Origin of the sequence: Actinotalea solisilvae (assembly GCF_016464425.1) — a bacterium.
Lineage (GTDB): Bacteria > Actinomycetota > Actinomycetes > Actinomycetales > Cellulomonadaceae > Actinotalea > Actinotalea solisilvae.
The window spans coordinates 44,915-64,051 of the sequence record NZ_JADDKQ010000007.1 but is presented as its reverse complement, the minus strand read 5'-3'; the positions used below and the strand labels follow the sequence as shown (position 1 = coordinate 64,051).

Here is a 19,137-nt window from a genome sequence, read left to right as displayed (position 1 = left end):
GGCCGCCGTCGCGCCGCGACTCACTCGCGCTCGGCGCGGTCGGCGGCCTCCATGTCCCGCGTCAGCTCGTCGACGACGAGCAGCTCGTTGCGGACCTTGCCCGTCCGGTAGCCGGCGCGCGAGACCATGTGCGCCGCGACGGGTGACGTGAGCATCTGGAACAGCACCACGAGCACGAGCATCCAGAGCACGTGCCCGTCGCGCAGCCGCAGCCCGAGACCCAGCATGAGCAGGACGAGGCCGAGCACCTGCGGCTTGGCGGCCGTGTGCATGCGCGCGAGCAGGTCCGGGAACCGCAGGAGGCCGACGCCGGCCGAGAAGGCGAGCAGCGAGCCGCCGAGCAGGCACAGCGCCGCGAGCACGTCGAGCACGGTCGTCCACGTGGAGGCGCTCACGAGACCTCCCCGTGCGCGAGCCCGCCGTGGTGCTCCTCGTCGACCGATCGGCGCTGGGCGTCGTCGGCCTCGATCCGCTCGTTCTCGAGCGCCGCGAGCTCGTCGCGCGTGAGGATGCGGCCCTCGCCCTCGGGCTCGACGGCGGCGAACCGCGCGACGGTCACGGACGCCACGAAGCCCACGAGCGCGAGCACGACGAGGATCGGCACCGTGTCGATGCGTCGCGACCACGCGGCCTCGAGGGCGATGGCGCCGACGAGGGCCCCCGTGAGGATGTCGAGCGCGATGGCGCGGTCGAGCATGCTCGGGCCCTTCTCGGCGCGGACGAGCGCGAGCACCGCGGCGGCGCCGAGCAGCGCGCCGCACACGAGGACGACGACGGTCATCGCTCACCTCCCGTGGTGGCGGCCTGGACGGCCCGGGGCTGCGGCCGGCGCGGCAGGTCGACCTGGTCGAGCTCCTCGTCGGACGCGAGGGCGCGCAGCACCCGGGACTCGGTGTCGAGCACGTGCTGCCGCGCGCCGTCGACGCCGCCCACCGAGTCGACGTCGAGCACGTGCACGTAGAGCATCCCCGAGATGCGGTGCGCCTCGACGACGACGGACCCGGGCACCAGCGAGCACAGCTGCGCCGTGAGGGTCAGGTACAGGTCCGAGTGGCTGCGGAGCTGGACCGCGATGACCGCGCTGCGCGGGGTGCGCCGCGGGTCGAGCGCGAGCCACGCGACCTGCGCGCTCGCGACCACGAGGTCGACCACGAAGCGGTGCACGAGGTAGAGCAGCGCCGGCACGTGCACGTGCCCGTGGAACTCGACGCGCGGCATCCGGAGCAGGCGCAGCGCGACGACGGCGACGAGGGCGCCGGACAGCACGTTGGCCCAGCTGAGGTCGCCCCACAGGAGCACCCACACGGCCGTGAGCCACGCCACGGCGACGAACGGCACGCCGGTGCTGCGCCGGCGCGGGTGCAGGCTCACCGGTCGTCCCCCTCGGTCGCGTCCTCGGCCTCGGCACCGGCCCCGGCCTCCTCGGCGACGTCGGCGGACTGGCCCTCGCCGCGCGCGCCGTCGGGCAGGACCGCCTGGACGTACTGCGCCGGGTCCCGCAGGGTCGCGGCGGCCCGCTCGGTGTACGCGAACAGCGGCCCGGCGACCACGGTGAGGCCCACGCCCACGACGACGAGCGCCGCGGCCGGGCCGACCATGCCGGCGGGCAGGCGCGTCGCGGGCGGCGTCACGGGCGCCGTCTGCCAGAACGCCTTGTTCCACGCCTTGACGATCGCGTAGAGCGTGAGCAGCGACGTCAGCGCCGCGGCCCCCACGAGCGCGTACGCGAGCGGGGTGCCGACGTCGACGCCGGCCTGGAGCAGCCCCGCCTTGCCGAGGAAGCCGGAGAACGGCGGGATGCCCGCGAGGTTCATGGCGGGCACGAAGAAGAGGACGGCGAGCAGGGGCGCGATCTTCGCGAGCCCGCCGAGGTCGTCGAGCGAGGTCGAGCCGCCGCGCCGCTCGACGAGGCCCACGACGAGGAAGAGCGTCGTCTGCACCGTGATGTGGTGCGCGACGTAGAAGATCGCCGACGCCAGGCCCTGGTCGGTCGACAGCGCGATCCCGAAGATCATGTAGCCGATGTGGCTGACCAGCGTGAACGAGACGAGTCGCTTGATGTCGTTCTGCGCGACGGCGCCGAGGATGCCGACCACCATCGTCGCGAGCGCGACCCACAGCAGCAGGGTGTCGGCGCGCCCGTCGGGGAAGAGCAGGGTCTGCGTGCGGATCACCGCGTACACGCCGACCTTGGTGAGCAGGCCCGCGAACACCGCGGTCACGGGCGCGGGCGCCGTCGGGTAGGAGTCGGGCAGCCACGCCGACAGCGGGAACACGGCGGCCTTGATGCCGAAGGCGAGCAGGAGCAGCAGCTGGAGCGCGAGCTGGACCGCCGGGTCGACCTCGGGCAGGCGCTCGGCGAGCTGCGCGAGGTTGACCGTGCCCGTGGCCGCGTACACGAGCGCGATCGCGAGCAGGAAGATCACGGACGACGCCAGCGACACGACGACGTAGATGGTGCCCGCGCGGATGCGCTCGCCCGTGCCGCCGAGCGTGATCAGCACGTACGACGCCGCCAGCAGGATCTCGAAGCCGACGTAGAGGTTGAAGAGGTCGCCCGAGAGGAAGGCGTTCGCGACGCCCGCGGTGAGCACCAGGTAGGTGGGGTGGAAGATCGCGATCGGGGTCTCGGCGTCCCCGTCCTCGACGCCCTGCGCGAGCGAGTAGAGCAGGACGCAGAGGGTCACGGCCGAGGAGACCGTGAGCATGAGCGCCGAGAGCCGGTCCGCGACGAGGTCGATCCCCACGGGCGCCGCCCAGCCGCCGACGTCGAGCACGAGCGGTCCGTCGTCGACGGCGCCGAGCAGGACGACCGAGGAGACGAGCACGGCGCTCAGCGCGACGACGCTGATGACGCCCTGCGCGCGCCCGTGGCGCCACAGCGCGAGCGCCAGGCCGGCCGCGAACAGCGGCACGACGACGGGCAGCGGGACCACCCAGGTGAGGTCGGTCGTGTTCACCGCGCCCCACCCCCCGGCGAGCCGTGCGAGCCGCGGGCCGCGGCCGCCTCGTCGAGCGTCTGGTGCAGCGCACCCTGGTCGACCGGCCCCGTCTCGTCGCGGACCAGCGCCGCGTCCTCGTCGAGGGTCGTCGTGACCTCGGCGTCGGCGTCCTCGAACGCGGCCTGGTCGGCGGCGGCGCGGCGCGCCGTGCGGCGGTCCTCGAGGTCGTCCTGCACCTCGTCGTGGCGGTTGAGCTGCCACGACCGGTACGCCATCGCGAGCAGGAACGCCGTCATGCCGAGCGTGATGACGATCGCGGTGAGCACCATCGCCTCGGGCAGCGGGTCGGTCATCCGGTCCTCGGGCGTCAGGCCGATGATCGGGGCGCCGCCCGCGCGGCCGCCCGCGACGAGGAAGAGCAGGTTCACCGCGTTCCCGAGCACGATGACGCCGAGCAGCACGCGCGACAGGCTGCGCTCGAGGAGCAGGTACACGCCGACCGTGACGAGCACGACGATCGTCGCGACGAGCGCGAGGCTGGGACTGGTGTCGATCACGCGCCACCTCCGCCGGTCGGGACGTGCTGGGTGGCCAGCGTCGTGGTCTCGGCCGCGAGGCCGTGGGTCTGCGGCGCGACGGGGAGCTCGTCGCTCACGTCGGCCGTGCCGGCCTCCTCGCTCTGCCGGTCGATCTCGGCGCCGAGGCTGCGCAGGATGTCGAGCACGAGGCCGATGACGACGAGGAAGACGCCGACGTCGAAGAAGAGGGACGTGACGAGCTTGACCGCGCCCAGCACGGGGAGCGTGAACTCGATGATCACGCTCTGCAGCACGGAGCCGCCCGCGAGGATCGCGACGAGCCCGACGCCCGCCGAGAGGAAGAGGCCCGAGCCGAGCAGCAGGCCGGGGTGGACGGGGGCGGCCTCGCCGAGCTCGTACCGGCCGCCGGCGAGGTAGCGCACGATGAGCGCGATGCCCACGACGAGGCCCGCGGCGAAGCCGCCGCCCGGCGCGTTGTGGCCCGAGAACAGCAGGAAGACCGCGAAGACGATCATCGAGTGGAAGAGCATGCGCGTGGTGATCTCGAGGATCACCGAGCGGCGCTGCGGCGCGAGGGTGCGGCCGCCGCGCAGCCACTCGCGCTGACGGTTGTCCCCGAGCGCGGGAGCCACGGGGCCGCGCCGGCGCCGGGCCGTCGTACCGCCGTCCGCGGCCTCGGCGTCGGCGTCGTCGTCCACGCGCGCCGAGGCCTCCGCGTGCGCGAACCCGCGTCGGCGCAGCGCGGCCATGGGGTCGCCGCCCCGGTCCCAGACGAGGCGGTCGCCCTCGACGTCGCGCGTGCGCAGCACGTCGCCGCTGCGCCGGCTGAGGAAGATGAGCGACGCGACGCCGGTCGCCGCCACGAGCAGCACCGAGATCTCGCCCATGGTGTCCCACGCGCGGATGTCGACGAGCGTGACGTTGACGATGTTCTTGCCGCCGCCGTAGACGTAGGCCTCCTCGGGGTAGTCGACCGAGACGGGCACGTGCACGCGCGCGTTGGGGACGACGAGGGCGAGGGCCCCCACGGTGAGTCCGACGGCCGCGCCGATCGCGAGCCGGACCCAGCGGCTCGCCGCGAGCGGGCGCACGGAGAAGTACGCGGGCAGGCGCCGCAGCACGAGGACGAAGACGACGAGCGTGATGGTCTCAACGAGCACCTGGGTGAGCGCGAGGTCCGGCGCGCCGTGGAGCACGAAGAGCGCGCCGACGCCGTACCCGCTGACGCCCGCGAGGACGACCGCCTTGAGCCGGCGCCGGGCGCGAGCGGCGAGGACGGCCGAGACCGCGGTGAGGGCGCCCGCGACGAGCTGGACGGGCGTGTCCCACGCACGCACGGCCGGGTCGTCGAGCACCGGGCCCGTGAGCAGCGCGCCGGTGCCGAGCACGACGAAGACGACGAGGATCGTACCGAGGTACAGGGGCAGCGAGCCTCGCTGCGTGACGGCGGTGACGTCGGCGGCGAGGTCGTCCAGGCGCCGCATGGTGCGCCGGTAGACGGTGTCCGCCTCGAGCGGGACCGACACGCGCGCCTGGGCACGCTCGACCGCCGCGCGCCGGAGGAAGAGGGCGCCGCCGAGCGCGAGGATGACCACCGTCAGCCCGAGCGCGGGCGTGGGGCCGGCCCACAGGACGAGGTGGCCCGGGTCGCCGGGGAGCGTGTCCGCGTACGGGCTGAGCAGCTCCTCGCCGAAGGACGGGACGAGCGCCGCCGCGAGACCGAGCATCGCGAGCACGGCCGCGGGGACGACGAGGACGAGCGAGGGCCGGCTCACCGTGACGGGATCCTCGACGGCGAGCGCGCCGGCCGGCGCCGGCTCGCCGCCCGCGGGCACGACGGCGGGCGCCTCGCGCACCGGCGTCGACGGCCGGTCGGGCCGCTTGCGCGCGAACGCGCCCCACCAGAACCGCAGGCCGTAGGCGACCGTGAGCGCCGAGCCGAGCACCATGGCCGCGACGACGAGGGCGCCCGGCACCGTGCCGACGTCGTGCAGCAGCGCCTCGAGCGCCGCCTCCTTGGCGACGTAGCCGGCGAACGGCGGGAGGCCGATCATCGACGCCGTCGCGAGCGCGCCGGTCGCGGCGGTGATCGGCAGCTCGCGGCCGACGCCCGAGAGGCGGCGCAGGTCGCGCGTCCCCGTCGCGGCGTCGACGACGCCGACCGTGAGGAACAGCGAGGCCTTGAACATCGCGTGGGCGCCGAGCATCGCGATGCCGGCGAGAGCAGCGGCCCGGGACCCCGACCCGACGAGCATGATCAGCAGGCCGAGCTGGCTCACCGTGCCGAAGGCGAGCACGAGCTTGAGGTCGTACTGCCGCAGCGCGCGGTAGCCGCCGTGCACGAGCGTCCAGCTGCCGAGGCCGAGGACGACGACCTGCCACGCGGTGAGCTCGGCGAAGCCGGGGGCGAAGCGCGCGACGAGGTACACGCCGGCCTTCACCATCGCGGCGGCGTGGAGGTAGGCGGAGACCGGCGTCGGCGCCGCCATCGCCGACGGCAGCCAGAAGTGCAGGGGGACCAGCGCGGACTTGCTCACGGCGCCGAGCAGCAGCAGCACGACGGCGACCGTCACCGCGGTGCCGGCGGGCGGGGAGGCGAGGACCTCGGAGATCCGGTACGTCCCTGCGGTCTCGCCGACGAGGACCATCCCCACCAGCATCGCGAGGCCGCCCGCGGTCGTGACGATGATCGCCTGCATCGCGGCGCGGCGCGACGCCTTGCGGTCCGCGTAGTGGCCGATGAGCAGGTACGAGAAGACGGTCGTGAGCTCCCAGAACACGTAGAGGAGCAACATGTCGTCGGTGGTGACGACGCCGAGCATCGAGCCGGCGAAGGCGACGAGCACCGCGCCGAAGCGGCCCAGCCCCGAGGCCGACGAGGAGAAGTAGGCCGAGCAGTAGACGAGCACGAGCGCGCCGACCCCGCCGACCAGCAGCACCATGAGCCACGAGAGCGTGTCGAGCCGGAACGCCAGCTCCATGCCGAGCTGGGGCACCCACTCGACCACCTCGACCGGGCCGTCGCCGGCCATGACGGCCCGCGTGTGGCTCAGCGCCCACACGGCGGCCGACGCGGGCGCGAGGGCGAGCACGAGGAAGACCCGTCGGCCGAGCACCCGGGCCAGTGCGGGCGCGCCGAGGGCCACGAGCAGGTGGACCGCGAGCAGCAGCAGCACGTCCGGCTCCGTCCTGTCAGGGCGGGTGGTCGGTCGGTCGTTCAGGAGGCCCGCAGCGGGTGCGCGAGGGCAGGCCCGCCGGGGCCGGTCGTGTCGGTCGATGGTGACGGGGAGCCCCGCCTGCCCCCGGGGCGCGGTGCACCCCGGGACGCGGCCCAGTCTACCGGCCGCCTCAGGCGTCCCCCCGCGCTGGGCAAACGCTTGGCAAACGAACGGCGGACCGAGGACCTCGGCCGGCGCGCGGGGCGCCAGGACCCGGCCTAGCGTCGACGGGTGACCGACGACGGAGGGACGACGGCATGACGACGACGACGGTGACCACGGCCGAGGTGCTCACGGACGCGTTCGGGCGCGTCCGGGACGCGGTGCACGCCGCGGTGGCGGACCTCTCGACCGACGACCTCGCCCGGCCGCCCGCGCCCGGCGCCAACACCGTCGCCTGGCTCGTGTGGCACCTCACGCGCGTGCAGGACGACCACGTCGCGGACGCCTTCGGCGGCACCCAGGTGTGGTCCGACGAGGGCTGGGCCGAGCGCCTCGACCTGCCCCTGCCGCGCGACGCGACGGGCTACGGCGCGCGCCCCGAGGACGTCCTCGCGGTGCGCGCGCCCGCCGACCTCCTGCTCGGCTACCACGACGCCGTCCACGCGCGGACGGTGGCGCTGGTCGCCGGGGTCGGGGCCGACGACCTCGCGCGCGTCGTCGACGCGTCGTGGGACCCGCCCGTGACGCTCGCCGTCCGGCTGGTGAGCGTCATCGAGGACGACCTCCAGCACGCGGGTCAGGCCGCCTACGTGCGCGGGCTGCTGCTGCGCACCTGACGGACGCCCCGCGGGGACCCGGCGGCGGTCCCGGGCGGGCGTCGGCCGAGCGGCTAGCGTGGCGCCGTGAGCCCGCTCCAGATCGTCGCGCTGCTGCTCGCCCTCGTCGCGACGGTCGTCGGGGTGTGGGTCTTCACGCTCGGCCTGCGCGCGATCGTCCGGACGGTCCGCCGCGGCGGGCCCGCCGCCGGGCGCACCGACCACCCGGGCCGCCGGACCTGGCTCGTGGTGCGCGAGGTGCTCGGCCACGGGCGGTTCCAGCACCGCCCGTTCGTCCGCGTCGCGCACTGGGCCGTCATGGTCAGCTTCCCGGTGCTCTTCCTCACGCTGGTCTCGGCGTACGGCCAGATCGTCGACCCGACGTTCGTGCTGCCGGTCGTCGGGCACCTCCTGCCGTTCGAGTGGCTCGTCGAGGTGTTCGCCTGGCTCGGCCTGCTCGGCATCGTGGTGCTCGTCGTCGTGCGGCAGCGCGAGCACCCGCGACGCGGGCGGTCCGCCGCGGGCCGGCCGTCCGCGGCGGTCGCGACGCCCGTGGGCGACGAGGCGCCGCCCGGGCGCCGCGCGTCGCGGTTCTTCGGCTCGAACGTCGGCCAGGCGTACTTCGTCGAGGCGATCATCGGCGCCGTCGTCGTGTGCGTGCTGCTGCTGCGCGGGCTCGAGTACGCGCTGGCGGTGCAGCAGGCGACGTTCGGCTGGTTCGCGTACGAGCCGCTGCCGTCCGAGGCCGAGCTCGCGTTGGTCACGATCGTCCCGCCCACCATCCACTTCCCGCTGACCGCGTGGTTCGGGCAGTGGTTCACCGGGCTGGACCCCGCCACGCTCGGCACCGCCATCGTCGTCGTCGCGCTGCTGAAGATCCTCACCTCGATGCTGTGGATGGTCGTCGTCGGGCGTCGGCCGGCGATGGGTGTCTCGTGGCACCGGTTCCTCGCGGTGGTCAACGTGTGGGCGCGGCGCGAGGTCGACGGTCGGCCCGCGCTCGGCCCGCTGCCGCCGGTGCGCGTCGGCGGCGAGGCGGTCGACTTCGACAAGGTCGACGAGCTGCCCGAGGACGCGCGGCTCGGCGTCGGGCGCATCGAGGACTTCACGTGGAAGGGCCTGCTCGACTTCTCGACGTGCACCGAGTGCGGGCGCTGCCAGGAGCAGTGCCCCGCGTGGAACACGGGCAAACCGCTCTCGCCCAAGCTCGTCGTCACGGCGCTGCGCGACCACGCCTACGCGACGGCGCCGTGGCTCCAGGTCGCCGCCAACGCGTCGACCGAGCCCGCCGGGCACACCGCGACCACAGGCCACGTGCCCGTGCCGTGGGCACTGGGCGCCGCGCCGACGCCCGCCCCCGACGCCCACGCCGACCTCGACGTCCTCTCCCTCGTGGGCGACGTCGTCGACCCGCAGGCGCTGTGGGACTGCACGATGTGCGGCGCGTGCGTGCAGCAGTGCCCGGTCGACATCGAGCACGTCGACCACGTCGTCGACCTGCGGCGCAACCAGGTGCTCATGGAGTCGGCGTTCCCCGACGAGCTCGGCCCGATGTTCACCAAGCTCGAGCGGCAGTCGAACCCGTGGGGCCTGCCCGCGCGCCAGCGGCTCGACTGGGCGAAGGGCCTGCCGTTCGCGGTGCCGGTCGTCGGGCGCGACGTCGAGGACGCGTCCGAGGTCGACTACCTGTTCTGGGTCGGCTGCGCCGGCGCGTACGAGGACCGGGCGAAGAAGACCACGCGCGCGGTCGCCGAGCTGCTCGACCTCGCGGGCGTGAGCTTCGCCGTGCTGGGCGACGGCGAGTCCTGCACGGGTGACCCGGCGCGCCGCGCGGGCAACGAGTTCCTCTTCCAGATGCTCGCGCAGGCGAACGTCGCGGCGCTCACCGAGGCGAAGGCGCAGCGCATCGTCGTGACGTGCGCGCACTGCTTCAACACGATCGCGCGCGAGTACCCGCAGGTCGGCGGCCGGTACGACGTCGTCCATCACACCGAGCTGCTCGACCGGCTCGTGGGCGAGGGTCGCCTGACGCCGGTCGCGCGACCCGCCGACGGCGACGCCGGTACGGAGGATGCGGCAGGTGCGGCGGCTGCGGCGGGGAGCACCGAAGACGTCGTGACCTACCACGACCCCTGCTTCCTCGGCCGGCACAACGACATCTACACGCCGCCGCGCGAGCTGCTCGGCGCGCTGCCCGGGGTGCGGCTGGCCGAGATGCCGCGCACGCGCGAGCGGTCCTTCTGCTGCGGCGGCGGCGGCGCGCGCGTGTGGATGGAGGAGACGACCGGGACCCGCATCGGCACCGACCGCGCGGCCGAGGCGCTCGCGACGGGCGCGTCCGCGATCGCCACCGCGTGCCCCTTCTGCACGATCATGCTCACCGACGGCGTCGCCGCGGCGTCGGAGGCCGCGCCGGGCGAGGGCGGCGCTGCGGCCGCCAAGCCCGAGGTGCTCGACGTCGCGCGCCTGCTGCTCGACGCGGTCCGGCCGCCCCAGCCCTGAGCGGGGCGCCGGCGGCGGGTCGGCGACCTCTCGCCACTCTCAACGTATAGAGCACCCGGGGGCTTGCGGCAAGGCCCCCCTCACGGCGAAGAATCGCCGCCCTCAGCCACCTCACGCAGACGGGCGGACGCCGTGAACCCCCTCGCCACCAGCGCCTTCGACCTCCCGGACCACCTCGCAGCCAAGCGCGACCCCGCGCTCGTCGAGCTGGACGAGCGGCACTTCGCCGCGATCGCCGCGAGCCTGGACCAGCAGGTCGCCGAGCTCGCCGACCGCCTCGACGCGCGCCGCCGCGAGCCGGGCCGCTCGGGCACCGCGGCGCTCGAGCGCGACCAGGGGGTGCACCGCCTGAGCGCGCGACTGCGGATGCTGCGCCGCTTCGGCCTCGACCTCTGCCTGGGCCGCATGGTCCCTGCCGACGGCGAGCCCGTGTACGTGGGCCGCGTCGGCCTGACCGACGCGGACGGGGCGCGGCTCCTCGTCGACTGGCGCACGCCCGCGGCCGAGCCGTTCTTCGGCGCGACCCACGCGGACCCCAGGGGCCTGCGCAGCCGACGGCGGTACCGCTGGACCGCAGGCCGCGTGAGCGACTACTGGGACGAGGTGTTCACGCCGGAGGGCCTGGACGGGCGCGTCGCCCTCGACGACCAGTCGGCGTTCGTCGCGAGCCTCGCCGCGCACCGGTCGGGCCGCATGCGCGACGTGCTCGGCACCATCCAGGCCGACCAGGACGCGATCATCCGGGCCGGCTCGCACGGGACGCTCGTGGTCGACGGCGGCCCGGGCACCGGCAAGACTGTCGTCGCGCTGCACCGCGCGGCATACCTCCTGCACGCGGACCCGCGGGTCGGGCACCGGCGCGGCGGCGTGCTCGTCGTCGGGCCGAGCCGGCCCTACCTGGCGTACGTCGCCGACGTGCTGCCCGGCCTGGGCGAGGAGGGCGTGCGCACGTGCACCCTGGCCGACCTCGTGCCCGAGGGCGCGGCGGCGCCGCCCGAGGCCGATCCCGAGGTCGCCCGCCTGAAGTCCGACCTCGCGATGGTCGGTGCGCTCGAGCCGGCCGTCCGCTTCCACGAGAACCCGCCGACGGCGCCGCTCGCGCTGACAACGCCGTGGGGAGACGTCGAGGTCACGAGCGCCGCGTGGGCCGAGGCCTTCGCCGCGCCGGACCCGGGCACGCCTCACAACGAGGCGCAGGACGTCATCCTCGAGGCGCTGCTCGACCTGCTCGTCGACGCCTCCGACGACGAGGAGGTCCCGGCCGAGCAGCTGCGCCGGGCGCTGCGCCGCGACCTCGCGCGCGCCGTGGCCCGCGCCTGGCCGCTGCTCGAGGCGACCGACGTCGTCGGCGACCTGTGGACCGTGCCCGCCTACCTCCGGCTGTGCGCGCCGTGGCTCACGCGGGACGAGGTGCGCGCGCTCCAGCGCTCCGACCCGCACGCGTGGACGCGGGCGGACCTCCCGCTGCTCGACGCCGCCCGGCGCCGGCTGGGCGACCCGGAGGCATCGCGACGTCGCCGCCGCGCCGAGGCGACGGCCGCCGTCGAGCGCGCGCGCATGGCCGACGTCGTCGCCGACCTGGTCGCGGCCGACGACTCCGAGCTGCTGGTCATGTCCATGCTGCGCGGCGAGGACCTGCGTCGCGCCCTCGTCGACCCTGGAGCCCTGCCCACGGCGGACCCGGACGTGCTCGCAGGACCCTTCGCGCACGTCGTCGTCGACGAGGCGCAGGAGCTCACGGACGCGGAGTGGCAGATGCTGCTCGCGCGGTGCCCGTCGCGGAGCCTCACCGTGGTCGGCGACCGGGCGCAGGCGCGCCACGGGTTCACCGAGTCGTGGGCGGAGCGCCTCGAGCGGGTCGGTCTGCGCGACGTGCGCCTCGCCTCGCTGAGCATCAACTACCGCACGCCCGAGGAGGTCATGGCCGCCGCCGAGCCGGTCATCCGCGCGGCGCTGCCCGACGCGAACGTGCCGACGTCGGTGCGGCGCGGCGGCGCACCCGTGCTCCACGCGCCCGCGTCCGAGCTCGACGCGGTCCTCGGGCGGTGGCTCGCCGAGCACGGCGGCACGGCGTGCGTCGTCGGCGACCCGACGTTCGTCGCGACCGAGCGCGTGCGGTCGCTCGCGCCCGAGACGACGAAGGGCCTCGAGTTCGACCTGGTCGTGCTCGCGGACCCGGCGACCTGGGATGACGGCGCCGCGGGCGAGGGTGCGATCGAGCGCGCGGTCGACCGCTACGTGGCGATGACCCGCGCGACGCAGCAGCTCGTGGTGCTCGACGGCGGCAGGTGAGGCCGCCGGGGGACGGCGCGGCTAGAGGTCCGCCGGGTCGACGATGAAGTCCATCTGGTCGGTGATCTCCCCGCCGACCGCCTTGTGGACCGCGCGGGTCAGGGCGATGACCAGCGGCGTCGCCCGCCCGCGCGCGACCTTGTGCTGGAGCGACGGGCGCTCCTGCTCGCGGTCGGCGAGGTCGGTCGGCTCCCAGCGGACGCGGTACGCGACGGCGCCCTGGGCGGCCCACGGGACCTGCGCGATCACGGGCGGCACGCGCGTCTCGCCCGCCACCTCGAGCGCGATCATGCCGTCGAGGTCGAGGTCGGCGAGCGCGCCGTAGCCGGTCATGGGCGGCGGGTCGGTGAGCGCGCTGATGTCGTGGTCGTCGGCCGCGGCGTGCAGGCCGCGCCGCATCTCGGGCGTGAGCCGGTCGGTGCCGGGCACGGGCTCGGCGTGCCGGCGCGGTCCCGCCCACTGCGGCGTCGGGAGGTTGAGGTAGGCGCGCGGCAGCGCCTGGCGCATCACCGTGAGCGCGGCCTCGGGCTCGAGCCAGATGTCGGTCCAGACCGTGAGGTCGACGGCGGCCGCCGGGTCGGGCACCAGCAGGGCGGACGGGCTCCCGCCCCGCGCGCTCGTCCGCACCGCCCCGCCCAGGCGCCGGGCGGCGGCCAGCAGCCACGCGACCGTGCGCTCCTCGTCGCGCACCGGGAGGCCCTCGGGGAACGCGCGTCGCATCCCGTCCCGGTCGCCGCCGTACGGGAACGGCCGGTCGCCGCGCTCGACTGGCGCTACGACGACGTACGCGACCCCGGCCGCGGCGGGCAGCCCGAGCGCCGCGGCCGCGACCTTGTCCACCGTGTACGGCCCCTCGAGCACCGAGTGGCGCGAGAGCCGCAGCGCCCCGGGCGGCGCCGTCGTGACCCGCAGGCCGCGCGCCCCGCCCGTGGGCCGGGGCGGCGCCGCGCTCGGCTCGCGCTCCCAGGCCGCGCGCGGGAACCGGCTCACGACCAGCGCCTCGACCTCGTCCGGCCCGACGTCGCCCGGCAGCACCAGCAGGTGATGGGCGACGACGTCGGCGGCGGTCGGGTCCAGGGCGGGGAACGGCATGCGGGGCACTCTAGGTCGCGTCTGTTGCGGGCGTGGGTCCTGCGTGTTGCCCGGCCCGGACGGGCTCAGACCTGCGTGCGATGGAAGTTCTGGAAGGAGCGCGAGGCCGTCGGGCCGCGCTGGCCCTGGTAGCGCGAGCCGTACGCGCTCGAGCCGTAGGGCTGCTCCGCGGCCGACGACAGCCGGAAGAAGCACATCTGGCCGATCTTCATGCCGGGCCAGAGCTTGATCGGCAGCGTCGCGACGTTGGACAGCTCGAGCGTCACGTGCCCCGTGAAGCCGGGGTCGATGAAACCGGCCGTCGAGTGCGTGAGCAGGCCGAGGCGGCCGAGCGAGGACTTGCCCTCGAGGCGCGCGGCGACGTCGTCGGGCAGCGTGACGGCCTCGTAGGTGGACCCGAGCACGAACTCGCCGGGGTGCAGGATGAACGGCTCGTCGCGCTCGACCTCGACCAGGCGCGTGAGGTCGGGCTGGTCCTGCGCCGGGTCGATGAACGGGTACTTGTGGTTGTCGAACAGGCGGAAGAACTTGTCGAGCCGCACGTCGATGCTCGACGGCTGGAGCATCGAGGGCTCGTACGGGTCGAGCAGGATCCGGCCGGAGTCGAGCTCGGTGCGGATGTCGCGGTCGCTGAGCAGCACGGCCACACGCTAGCGGGTGGGGGTCGGCGCCGGGCCCGGCCGTTCAGGCGCCGTCGGCCGCCGTCACCCTCGCGGCAGCAGGCGCGTCCCCGGCAGCACGGGCGCGGGCAGCGCGGCGCCCGGGTACCCCGGCACGACGCCGAACCGCTCGTCCGGGGCGCCTGCGATCTCGGCCTGCCACTGCGCACGCGCCGCGGCGACCTCGTCGTGGTCCGTGCCGATGAAGTTCCACCACATGACGACGCGCTCGCCGAGCGGCTCGCCGCCGAGCAGCAGGAGGCGCAGGTCCTCGCCGGGCTGCGCGCGCAGACGCACGCGCGACGGTCCGTCCTCACCCGCCGAGGGCAGGTACGCGAGCTCGGCGGGCACGACGACGCGCCCGGCCACCTCGAGCGTGCCCGTGTCCACGAGCAGCCCGTGCTCGAAGGCCGGGTCGAGGTCGAGCTCGAGCTCGCCGCCGGCCGGGACGCGCACCTCCGCCCCGACGAGCGGCGAGAAGGTGCGCACGGGCGACGTCGTGCCCGCGAGGGTGCCGAGGAAGACGCGCAGCTCGGCGCCCGGGGCGCCGTCGGGCGCGACGACGGGCGGCACGTAGTGGTCGAAGGCCGGGGCGGTGGCGCGGGCGTGCGCGGGGAGCAGGGTCCACAGCTGGACGCCGTGGAGCACGGTCGTCGCGGCCGTCGAGGTCTCCGAGTGCGCGATGCCGCGGCCGGCGGTCATGAGGTTCATCTCGCCCGGGCGGACCATCGCGTGCGTGCCGAGGCTGTCGCGGTGCTCGATCTCGCCGCTGAACAGCCAGCTCACGGTCTGGAGCCCGGTGTGCGGGTGGGGCGGGACGTCCATGCCGCCGGTGAGGGCGACGTCGTCAGGCCCGTAGTGGTCGGCGAAGCAGAAGGCCCCGACGAAGGAGCGCGCGCGCTGGGGGAGGGTGCGGCGCACGGTCATGGAGCGGACGCCGCCGAGCGGGACGTCGCGCGGGGTGAGCACCTCGACGCCCGTCGTGGCCGACGTGCAGACGAGCTCGCTGGGCGCCTGCTCGAGGTTCGTCACGTGCGCTCCTTCGGGTGCTCGCGGGCCGGCCGCCGCCGCCGCGCCGGGCGCCGGGGCTCGTCGTACGGTGACGCCATGGAGAACACCGGCGCCGCCCCCGACCTTCCGAGCGACGGCGAGGTGGAGGTGCCGGTGCAGGTACGACGTGACGGTTCACGGTACGTCGCGACGCTGCGCGGCGAGGAGGTCGGCGCGTCCTACGTGCGCGAGCACGGCGACCGCGTGACGTTCACGCACACCGAGGTCGACCCGGACGCCGAGGGCCACGGCATCGGCTCGACGCTCGTGCGCTGGGCGCTCGACGACGTCCGGTCGCGCGGCGCGAGCGTGGACCCGCAGTGCCCCTTCGTCGCCGCGTACATCCGCCGGCACCCGGAGTACCAGGACCTCGTCGCCTGACGACGGCGCACCGCGGGGCGGCGCGGGCAGGGCCGTCTCGCCCGGACAACGCGAAGGCCCCCCGGAGTAAGCGTCCGAGGGGCCCTGCGTGACCGTCAGCCGCGACCCCGGCGGACCGGGGGGCACGACCTCCGCTGCGGCGATGCGGCCGACCGTCCGTGCGGCGAGCCGCACGTCGGTCGGTGACGACCTGCCTCCCGGGCCCGTCGGACGCCTGCGTCGCCATCCACAGCCCGCCAGGTCACCCAGGCGGGACGGTCCGTCGTTCTCCGGTCGGCCGGCGGTGCGACACCCGTCCGGTCCAGGTCTCCCTGGTCCGGCGCCGGTCCCGCACTGCCGTTGGAGCAGTTGTAGACCCGTCCTGCGAGCGCTCACAAGGGACTCCGGCGGCCGAGTTTCGGCACGCCCTCCGTGCACAGCGCTGTCCACAGCTAGGCGCGCTCACGCGGGAATCTGTGCCCAACCCTGTGGACAAAATCTGTTCACAGCGGGCAGCGCGGACCCGGCGGGTGCGGCCCGCGGCGCCGGGTATGATCGGTCCGCGCGCCCGGCAGCCGGGCGCTCGCGGGTGTAGTTCAGTGGCAGAACTTCAGCTTCCCAAGCTGATAGCGCGGGTTCGATTCCCGTCACCCGCTCCGTCGTAGGAGGTCAGGCGCTTGTGGCGTCTACGTCCTACCTCTTCAGGACGCCCGCGAAGACCCGCTCGACACACCCCCATCGCCGCGTCAGCGGCGCAATCCGCCGGCCCTCCTCGGGTCCCTGGCGGGCCGCTGCACGAAGCCGGACGACGGGCGGTCGCTCGGGACGTTTCGGACCAAGACGGAGGCCGATCGGGCGCTCGCCCACAAGACGTCCCGGATGGCTCGCGGGCTGTGGCACGACCTCCGCCGCGGCGAGCAAGGGGGGTTGGCGACTACCGGCGGCGAATGCATCGCCTCCCCGCGAGGTCCTGGCCTACAGCGCGCGGGCTTTGTACATGCAGCCGCAGGAGCAGTGGATCGGCGCGCCACTACCGCTCGCACGAGCGGGCGGCCGAGAGCGGACTGTGCGTCTTGACGCACAGTCCGCTGCCGCGCGGGAGTGGGCTCTTCCGGAACTGATGGAGCGAGCGGGGCACGCCAGCTCGAGGGCGGCGTCGCACTGCCAACACACTGCCGACGACGCACTGAGGCGAGACACGAACCGCCTGACCGAGGCGCCGAGGCGCCGACAAGCCGCGCCCGAGTTGCCGCACGCGACTAAGTGATGACGCACGCGACTAAGTGATGATCCGCAGGGTCGCTTCGCCGTGCGCTGGGTCAAGGAGCGTGACCGATCCGCCGTTCCTTTGGGCCTCAACGAGGAGTCGGTAGACCTGCAGCGCCCTGTTGACCACCGTCGTCTTATTGACTTCTTCAGACTCCACCAGCCATGCCAGGTCAGTGGCTGCCCTGCGGTTCAGCTCAACGACCAGACGCCGCGGCGCCTCGGCCGCGCCGTCGCCGCCGTGACGCGAAGCAAGCGCTAGTGGCGAGCGCTCAGCCATGTCTCTCCTTCCGTGCTCAGTTGGGTACCCGAAGCTCATCGGCACGTGGCGTCCGGTGCCGCCGAGTCACCTCGACCAGCCAGCTTGAACGCTCACCCGGACACCCGGTGCTACCGAGACTATACCAACACCGACACGGTGTGTCACCGATGCTGACAGGGGCATGTCACCTGGACTACTCTCGGCTCCATGACCACCTCGATGCGGGCGTCGCGCCCACGACGTGACACAGCCCGGAGCGCGCGCGCACCGCCGGCCCTCGGGCCAACTTAGCGCCGGCGCACGTGGCTTCGCCCTTGTCCGGCTTTCCCTATTTGAGAGGCACTGCCATGACCCCAATCACCTGAAAGGACCACTCACATGCACGTCGCAACGAACGCCAGCGTCGCTCCTGGAATCCACGAGGAGTACGGCGGACCGGACCAGGACCCGCAGACCCGACAGCCGTTCGAAGTCGAGTGGAAGGGCGCCTCCAACGAAGTGCGGGTCGCAGCGGCCGCGCGCGTCGTGCCGCTCATTCTCGCGGTCGTGATTCTTCTCGCGGGCGGCTACTTCTGGACCATCGGCGGAGCGGCCATAGGCCTCTCCCTGATCGGCATCGGGGAGCCCGTCCTCTACATCTTCGCGAATAAATTCATCAAGAACTAACAGAGGGAGGGCTGACCCGAATAGGGCCAGCCCTCCCATCCACGGTGCAGCGGCCGAGCTCTCGGCGCCTGTGCTGCGCCGATGCGCCCAGTCGCGCGGCGCTGTGGTGACCTCCTGGAGCGTCAAGCAGCACGGCTCGCCGGGATGCGAGCTTGGCGGGCAATCGCAAGATTGCGGCACGGATCGTCCCGGCATCACGTTGGCGCGGCGGTCGAAACGACGCCTCGGCGATGAGTGCCTCTCCGGGTGGTCTTAACCCGTGAAACGCGCGGGGTCAGCGCTAGTGGCGTGCCACAACGTGCCACTAGCACGATCAGCAGCGTGCACCTCTATTCCGCTTCCGGAAGCATTCGAAGCCCCTGGCCTGCAGGTTCGTCCTCGTAGCAGGGCTGACGATCCGACGCTCTCAGCTTCCCAAGCTGATAGCGCGGGTTCGATTCCCGTCACCCGCCCCCAGCACCACCGCAGTCCGACGCCGCAGCGCGCACCTCGTCAGCCGCGCAGCGTGCCGATCCTGATGTTGTTGCCGAACGGGTCGCGCAGGCCCATGTCGCGGCCGTAGCCCATGTCCGTCGGCGGCTGCGTGATCTGCACCCCGGCGGACACGAGACGCTCGTGGACGCCGTCGACGTCGTCGGTCGTGAAGGCGAGCCAACCACCCCCGGCGCCCTTGGTGACCAGAGCGCGGACCTCGTCCGCGGTGGCAGGGTCGTGGGCCGGCGGGCCGGGCTTCTCCAGGAGGATCTCCTTGCGGTCGCCCGGGACGCGCACGGTCAGCCAGCGCATGGAACCGAACATCATGTCGGCCGAGACCTCGAGGCCGAGCACGCCGACGTAGAAGTCGAGCGCCTGGTCCTGGTCGAGCACGTAGATGGACGAGAGGTTGTTCGCGGTGAGGGTCATGGCTCGACGCTAGGCGGGCGCCGGATCCGTGCGCCTCTCCGAAACCGGCATGGTCTGCTCCGGGTCGCGGAACACCGCCGGTCGCATCCACGCGAGCGTCACGCAGCCCGGCACCGCGGGCAGGTCACCCCGGCCCCGGTACACCGTCGGGGACTCGCCGACGACGGCGGTGAACGTCCGGCCGAACGTGCCGAGGCTCGTGAACCCCACCTCCAGGCAGATGCGGGTGACCGGCCACGACGTCGACCGCAGCAGGAACATCGCGCGCTCCACGCGCCGGCGCTGGAGGTAGCGGTGCGGCGTCTCGCCGAACACGCGGCGGAACGAGCGCACGAGGTGGTCGGGCGTCACGTGCGCGACGGCGGCGAGCGTCGCCAGGTCCAGCTCGTCGCGGTAGCCGCCGTCGATCGCGTCGCGCACGCGCAGCATCGCCCGGTTGATCTCCTCCGTCGCACGCCCCACGCGGCACCTCCTCGAGGCCCCAGCATGCCTCACCCGATCGGTGGAACCGCAGGTCACGGGCAGGCCACGGAGTGACAACAGGGCGGCCACATCGGTCACAACAGCTCATCGTCTTGATCACGAACCGGCTTTCCGGCCCCGCGCGGGCACCTCGCCGTCCTAGCGT

17 protein-coding genes and 1 tRNA gene are annotated in these 19,137 nt (G+C 74.1%); 6 read left to right on the top strand and 12 right to left on the bottom strand.

Annotated elements, in window-relative coordinates:
- Positions 1 to 20: 20 nt before the first annotated feature.
- The 6 genes from mnhG to JIG38_RS07165 are packed head-to-tail and all read right to left on the bottom strand — an operon-like array spanning position 21 to position 6,657.
- The gene (gene mnhG, locus JIG38_RS07190; RefSeq protein WP_199423088.1) at positions 21 to 395 is read right to left on the bottom strand and encodes a monovalent cation/H(+) antiporter subunit G; all 375 of its coding nucleotides are present in this window, start codon (positions 393 to 395) and stop codon (positions 21 to 23) included.
- Positions 392 to 781: an MrpF/PhaF family protein gene (locus JIG38_RS07185; RefSeq protein WP_199423087.1), complete on the bottom strand. Its 390-nt coding sequence runs from the start codon at positions 779 to 781 to the stop codon at positions 392 to 394. The genes mnhG and JIG38_RS07185 overlap by 4 nt, the downstream gene beginning before the upstream one ends.
- A complete protein-coding gene (locus JIG38_RS07180; RefSeq protein ID WP_199423086.1) occupies positions 778 to 1,371 on the bottom strand; it encodes a Na+/H+ antiporter subunit E in 594 nt (197 codons plus the stop codon). Before JIG38_RS07180 ends, JIG38_RS07185 begins: the two co-directional genes overlap by 4 nt.
- Complete coding sequence (locus JIG38_RS07175; RefSeq protein WP_199423085.1) at positions 1,368 to 2,960, bottom strand: Na+/H+ antiporter subunit D; 1,593 nt, start codon at positions 2,958 to 2,960, stop codon at positions 1,368 to 1,370. The genes JIG38_RS07180 and JIG38_RS07175 overlap by 4 nt, the downstream gene beginning before the upstream one ends.
- Positions 2,957 to 3,499: a Na(+)/H(+) antiporter subunit C gene (locus tag JIG38_RS07170; RefSeq protein ID WP_199423084.1), complete on the bottom strand. Its 543-nt coding sequence runs from the start codon at positions 3,497 to 3,499 to the stop codon at positions 2,957 to 2,959. The genes JIG38_RS07175 and JIG38_RS07170 overlap by 4 nt, the downstream gene beginning before the upstream one ends.
- Positions 3,496 to 6,657, bottom strand: coding sequence for a Na+/H+ antiporter subunit A (locus tag JIG38_RS07165; RefSeq protein WP_199423083.1), 3,162 nt, complete (start codon positions 6,655 to 6,657; stop codon positions 3,496 to 3,498). The genes JIG38_RS07170 and JIG38_RS07165 overlap by 4 nt, the downstream gene beginning before the upstream one ends.
- A 299-nt stretch (positions 6,658 to 6,956) precedes the next feature.
- On the opposite strand from JIG38_RS07165, the gene JIG38_RS07160 reads away from it, so the two are divergent.
- The 3 genes from JIG38_RS07160 to helR all read left to right on the top strand — a co-directional run bounded on the left by JIG38_RS07160 (position 6,957) and on the right by helR (position 12,251).
- Entirely contained in the window at positions 6,957 to 7,478 is a 522-nt protein-coding gene (locus JIG38_RS07160; protein ID WP_199423082.1) for a mycothiol transferase, read from the top strand.
- A gap of 66 nt (positions 7,479 to 7,544) precedes the next feature.
- A complete protein-coding gene (locus tag JIG38_RS07155) occupies positions 7,545 to 9,959 on the top strand; it encodes a (Fe-S)-binding protein (protein ID WP_199423081.1) in 2,415 nt (804 codons plus the stop codon).
- 132 nt (positions 9,960 to 10,091) lie between these two features.
- Entirely contained in the window at positions 10,092 to 12,251 is a 2,160-nt protein-coding gene (gene helR, locus JIG38_RS07150; protein ID WP_199423080.1) for an RNA polymerase recycling motor ATPase HelR, read from the top strand.
- Positions 12,252 to 12,272: 21 nt separating this feature from the next.
- Here helR and JIG38_RS07145 read toward each other — a convergent pair whose 3' ends face one another.
- The 3 genes from JIG38_RS07145 to JIG38_RS07135 all read right to left on the bottom strand — a co-directional run bounded on the left by JIG38_RS07145 (position 12,273) and on the right by JIG38_RS07135 (position 15,034).
- Positions 12,273 to 13,343 carry a hypothetical protein gene (locus JIG38_RS07145; RefSeq protein ID WP_199423079.1) on the bottom strand — a complete coding sequence of 357 codons (1,071 nt, stop codon included), beginning with the start codon at positions 13,341 to 13,343 and terminating at the stop codon, positions 12,273 to 12,275.
- 65 nt (positions 13,344 to 13,408) lie between these two features.
- Positions 13,409 to 13,984: a dCTP deaminase gene (gene dcd, locus JIG38_RS07140; protein WP_199423078.1), complete on the bottom strand. Its 576-nt coding sequence runs from the start codon at positions 13,982 to 13,984 to the stop codon at positions 13,409 to 13,411.
- A 63-nt stretch (positions 13,985 to 14,047) separates the two neighbouring features.
- Positions 14,048 to 15,034: a pirin family protein gene (locus tag JIG38_RS07135; protein WP_199423077.1), complete on the bottom strand. Its 987-nt coding sequence runs from the start codon at positions 15,032 to 15,034 to the stop codon at positions 14,048 to 14,050.
- A 75-nt stretch (positions 15,035 to 15,109) separates the two neighbouring features.
- Here JIG38_RS07135 and JIG38_RS07130 point away from each other — a divergent pair, with 75 nt between their 5' ends.
- Entirely contained in the window at positions 15,110 to 15,433 is a 324-nt protein-coding gene (locus JIG38_RS07130; protein ID WP_199423076.1) for a GNAT family N-acetyltransferase, read from the top strand.
- A 564-nt stretch (positions 15,434 to 15,997) separates the two neighbouring features.
- Positions 15,998 to 16,068 (top strand) — tRNA-Gly (locus tag JIG38_RS07125).
- A gap of 623 nt (positions 16,069 to 16,691) precedes the next feature.
- Here JIG38_RS07125 and JIG38_RS07120 read toward each other — a convergent pair.
- Complete coding sequence (locus JIG38_RS07120) at positions 16,692 to 16,958, bottom strand: hypothetical protein (RefSeq protein ID WP_199423075.1); 267 nt, start codon at positions 16,956 to 16,958, stop codon at positions 16,692 to 16,694.
- Positions 16,959 to 17,318: 360 nt separating this feature from the next.
- Between JIG38_RS07120 and JIG38_RS07115 the strand changes: the two genes are divergently transcribed.
- Positions 17,319 to 17,606 carry a hypothetical protein gene (locus tag JIG38_RS07115; protein WP_199423074.1) on the top strand — a complete coding sequence of 96 codons (288 nt, stop codon included), beginning with the start codon at positions 17,319 to 17,321 and terminating at the stop codon, positions 17,604 to 17,606.
- 492 nt (positions 17,607 to 18,098) lie between these two features.
- Here the strand turns inward: JIG38_RS07115 and JIG38_RS07110 are convergent, their stop codons facing one another.
- Both JIG38_RS07110 and JIG38_RS07105 read right to left on the bottom strand, forming a co-directional pair.
- Complete coding sequence (locus JIG38_RS07110; protein WP_199423073.1) at positions 18,099 to 18,509, bottom strand: VOC family protein; 411 nt, start codon at positions 18,507 to 18,509, stop codon at positions 18,099 to 18,101.
- A gap of 9 nt (positions 18,510 to 18,518) precedes the next feature.
- On the bottom strand, positions 18,519 to 18,971 hold the full coding sequence (locus JIG38_RS07105; protein WP_199423072.1) for a helix-turn-helix transcriptional regulator: 453 nt from the start codon (positions 18,969 to 18,971) through the stop codon (positions 18,519 to 18,521).
- Between the last annotated feature and the right edge of the window lie 166 nt (positions 18,972 to 19,137).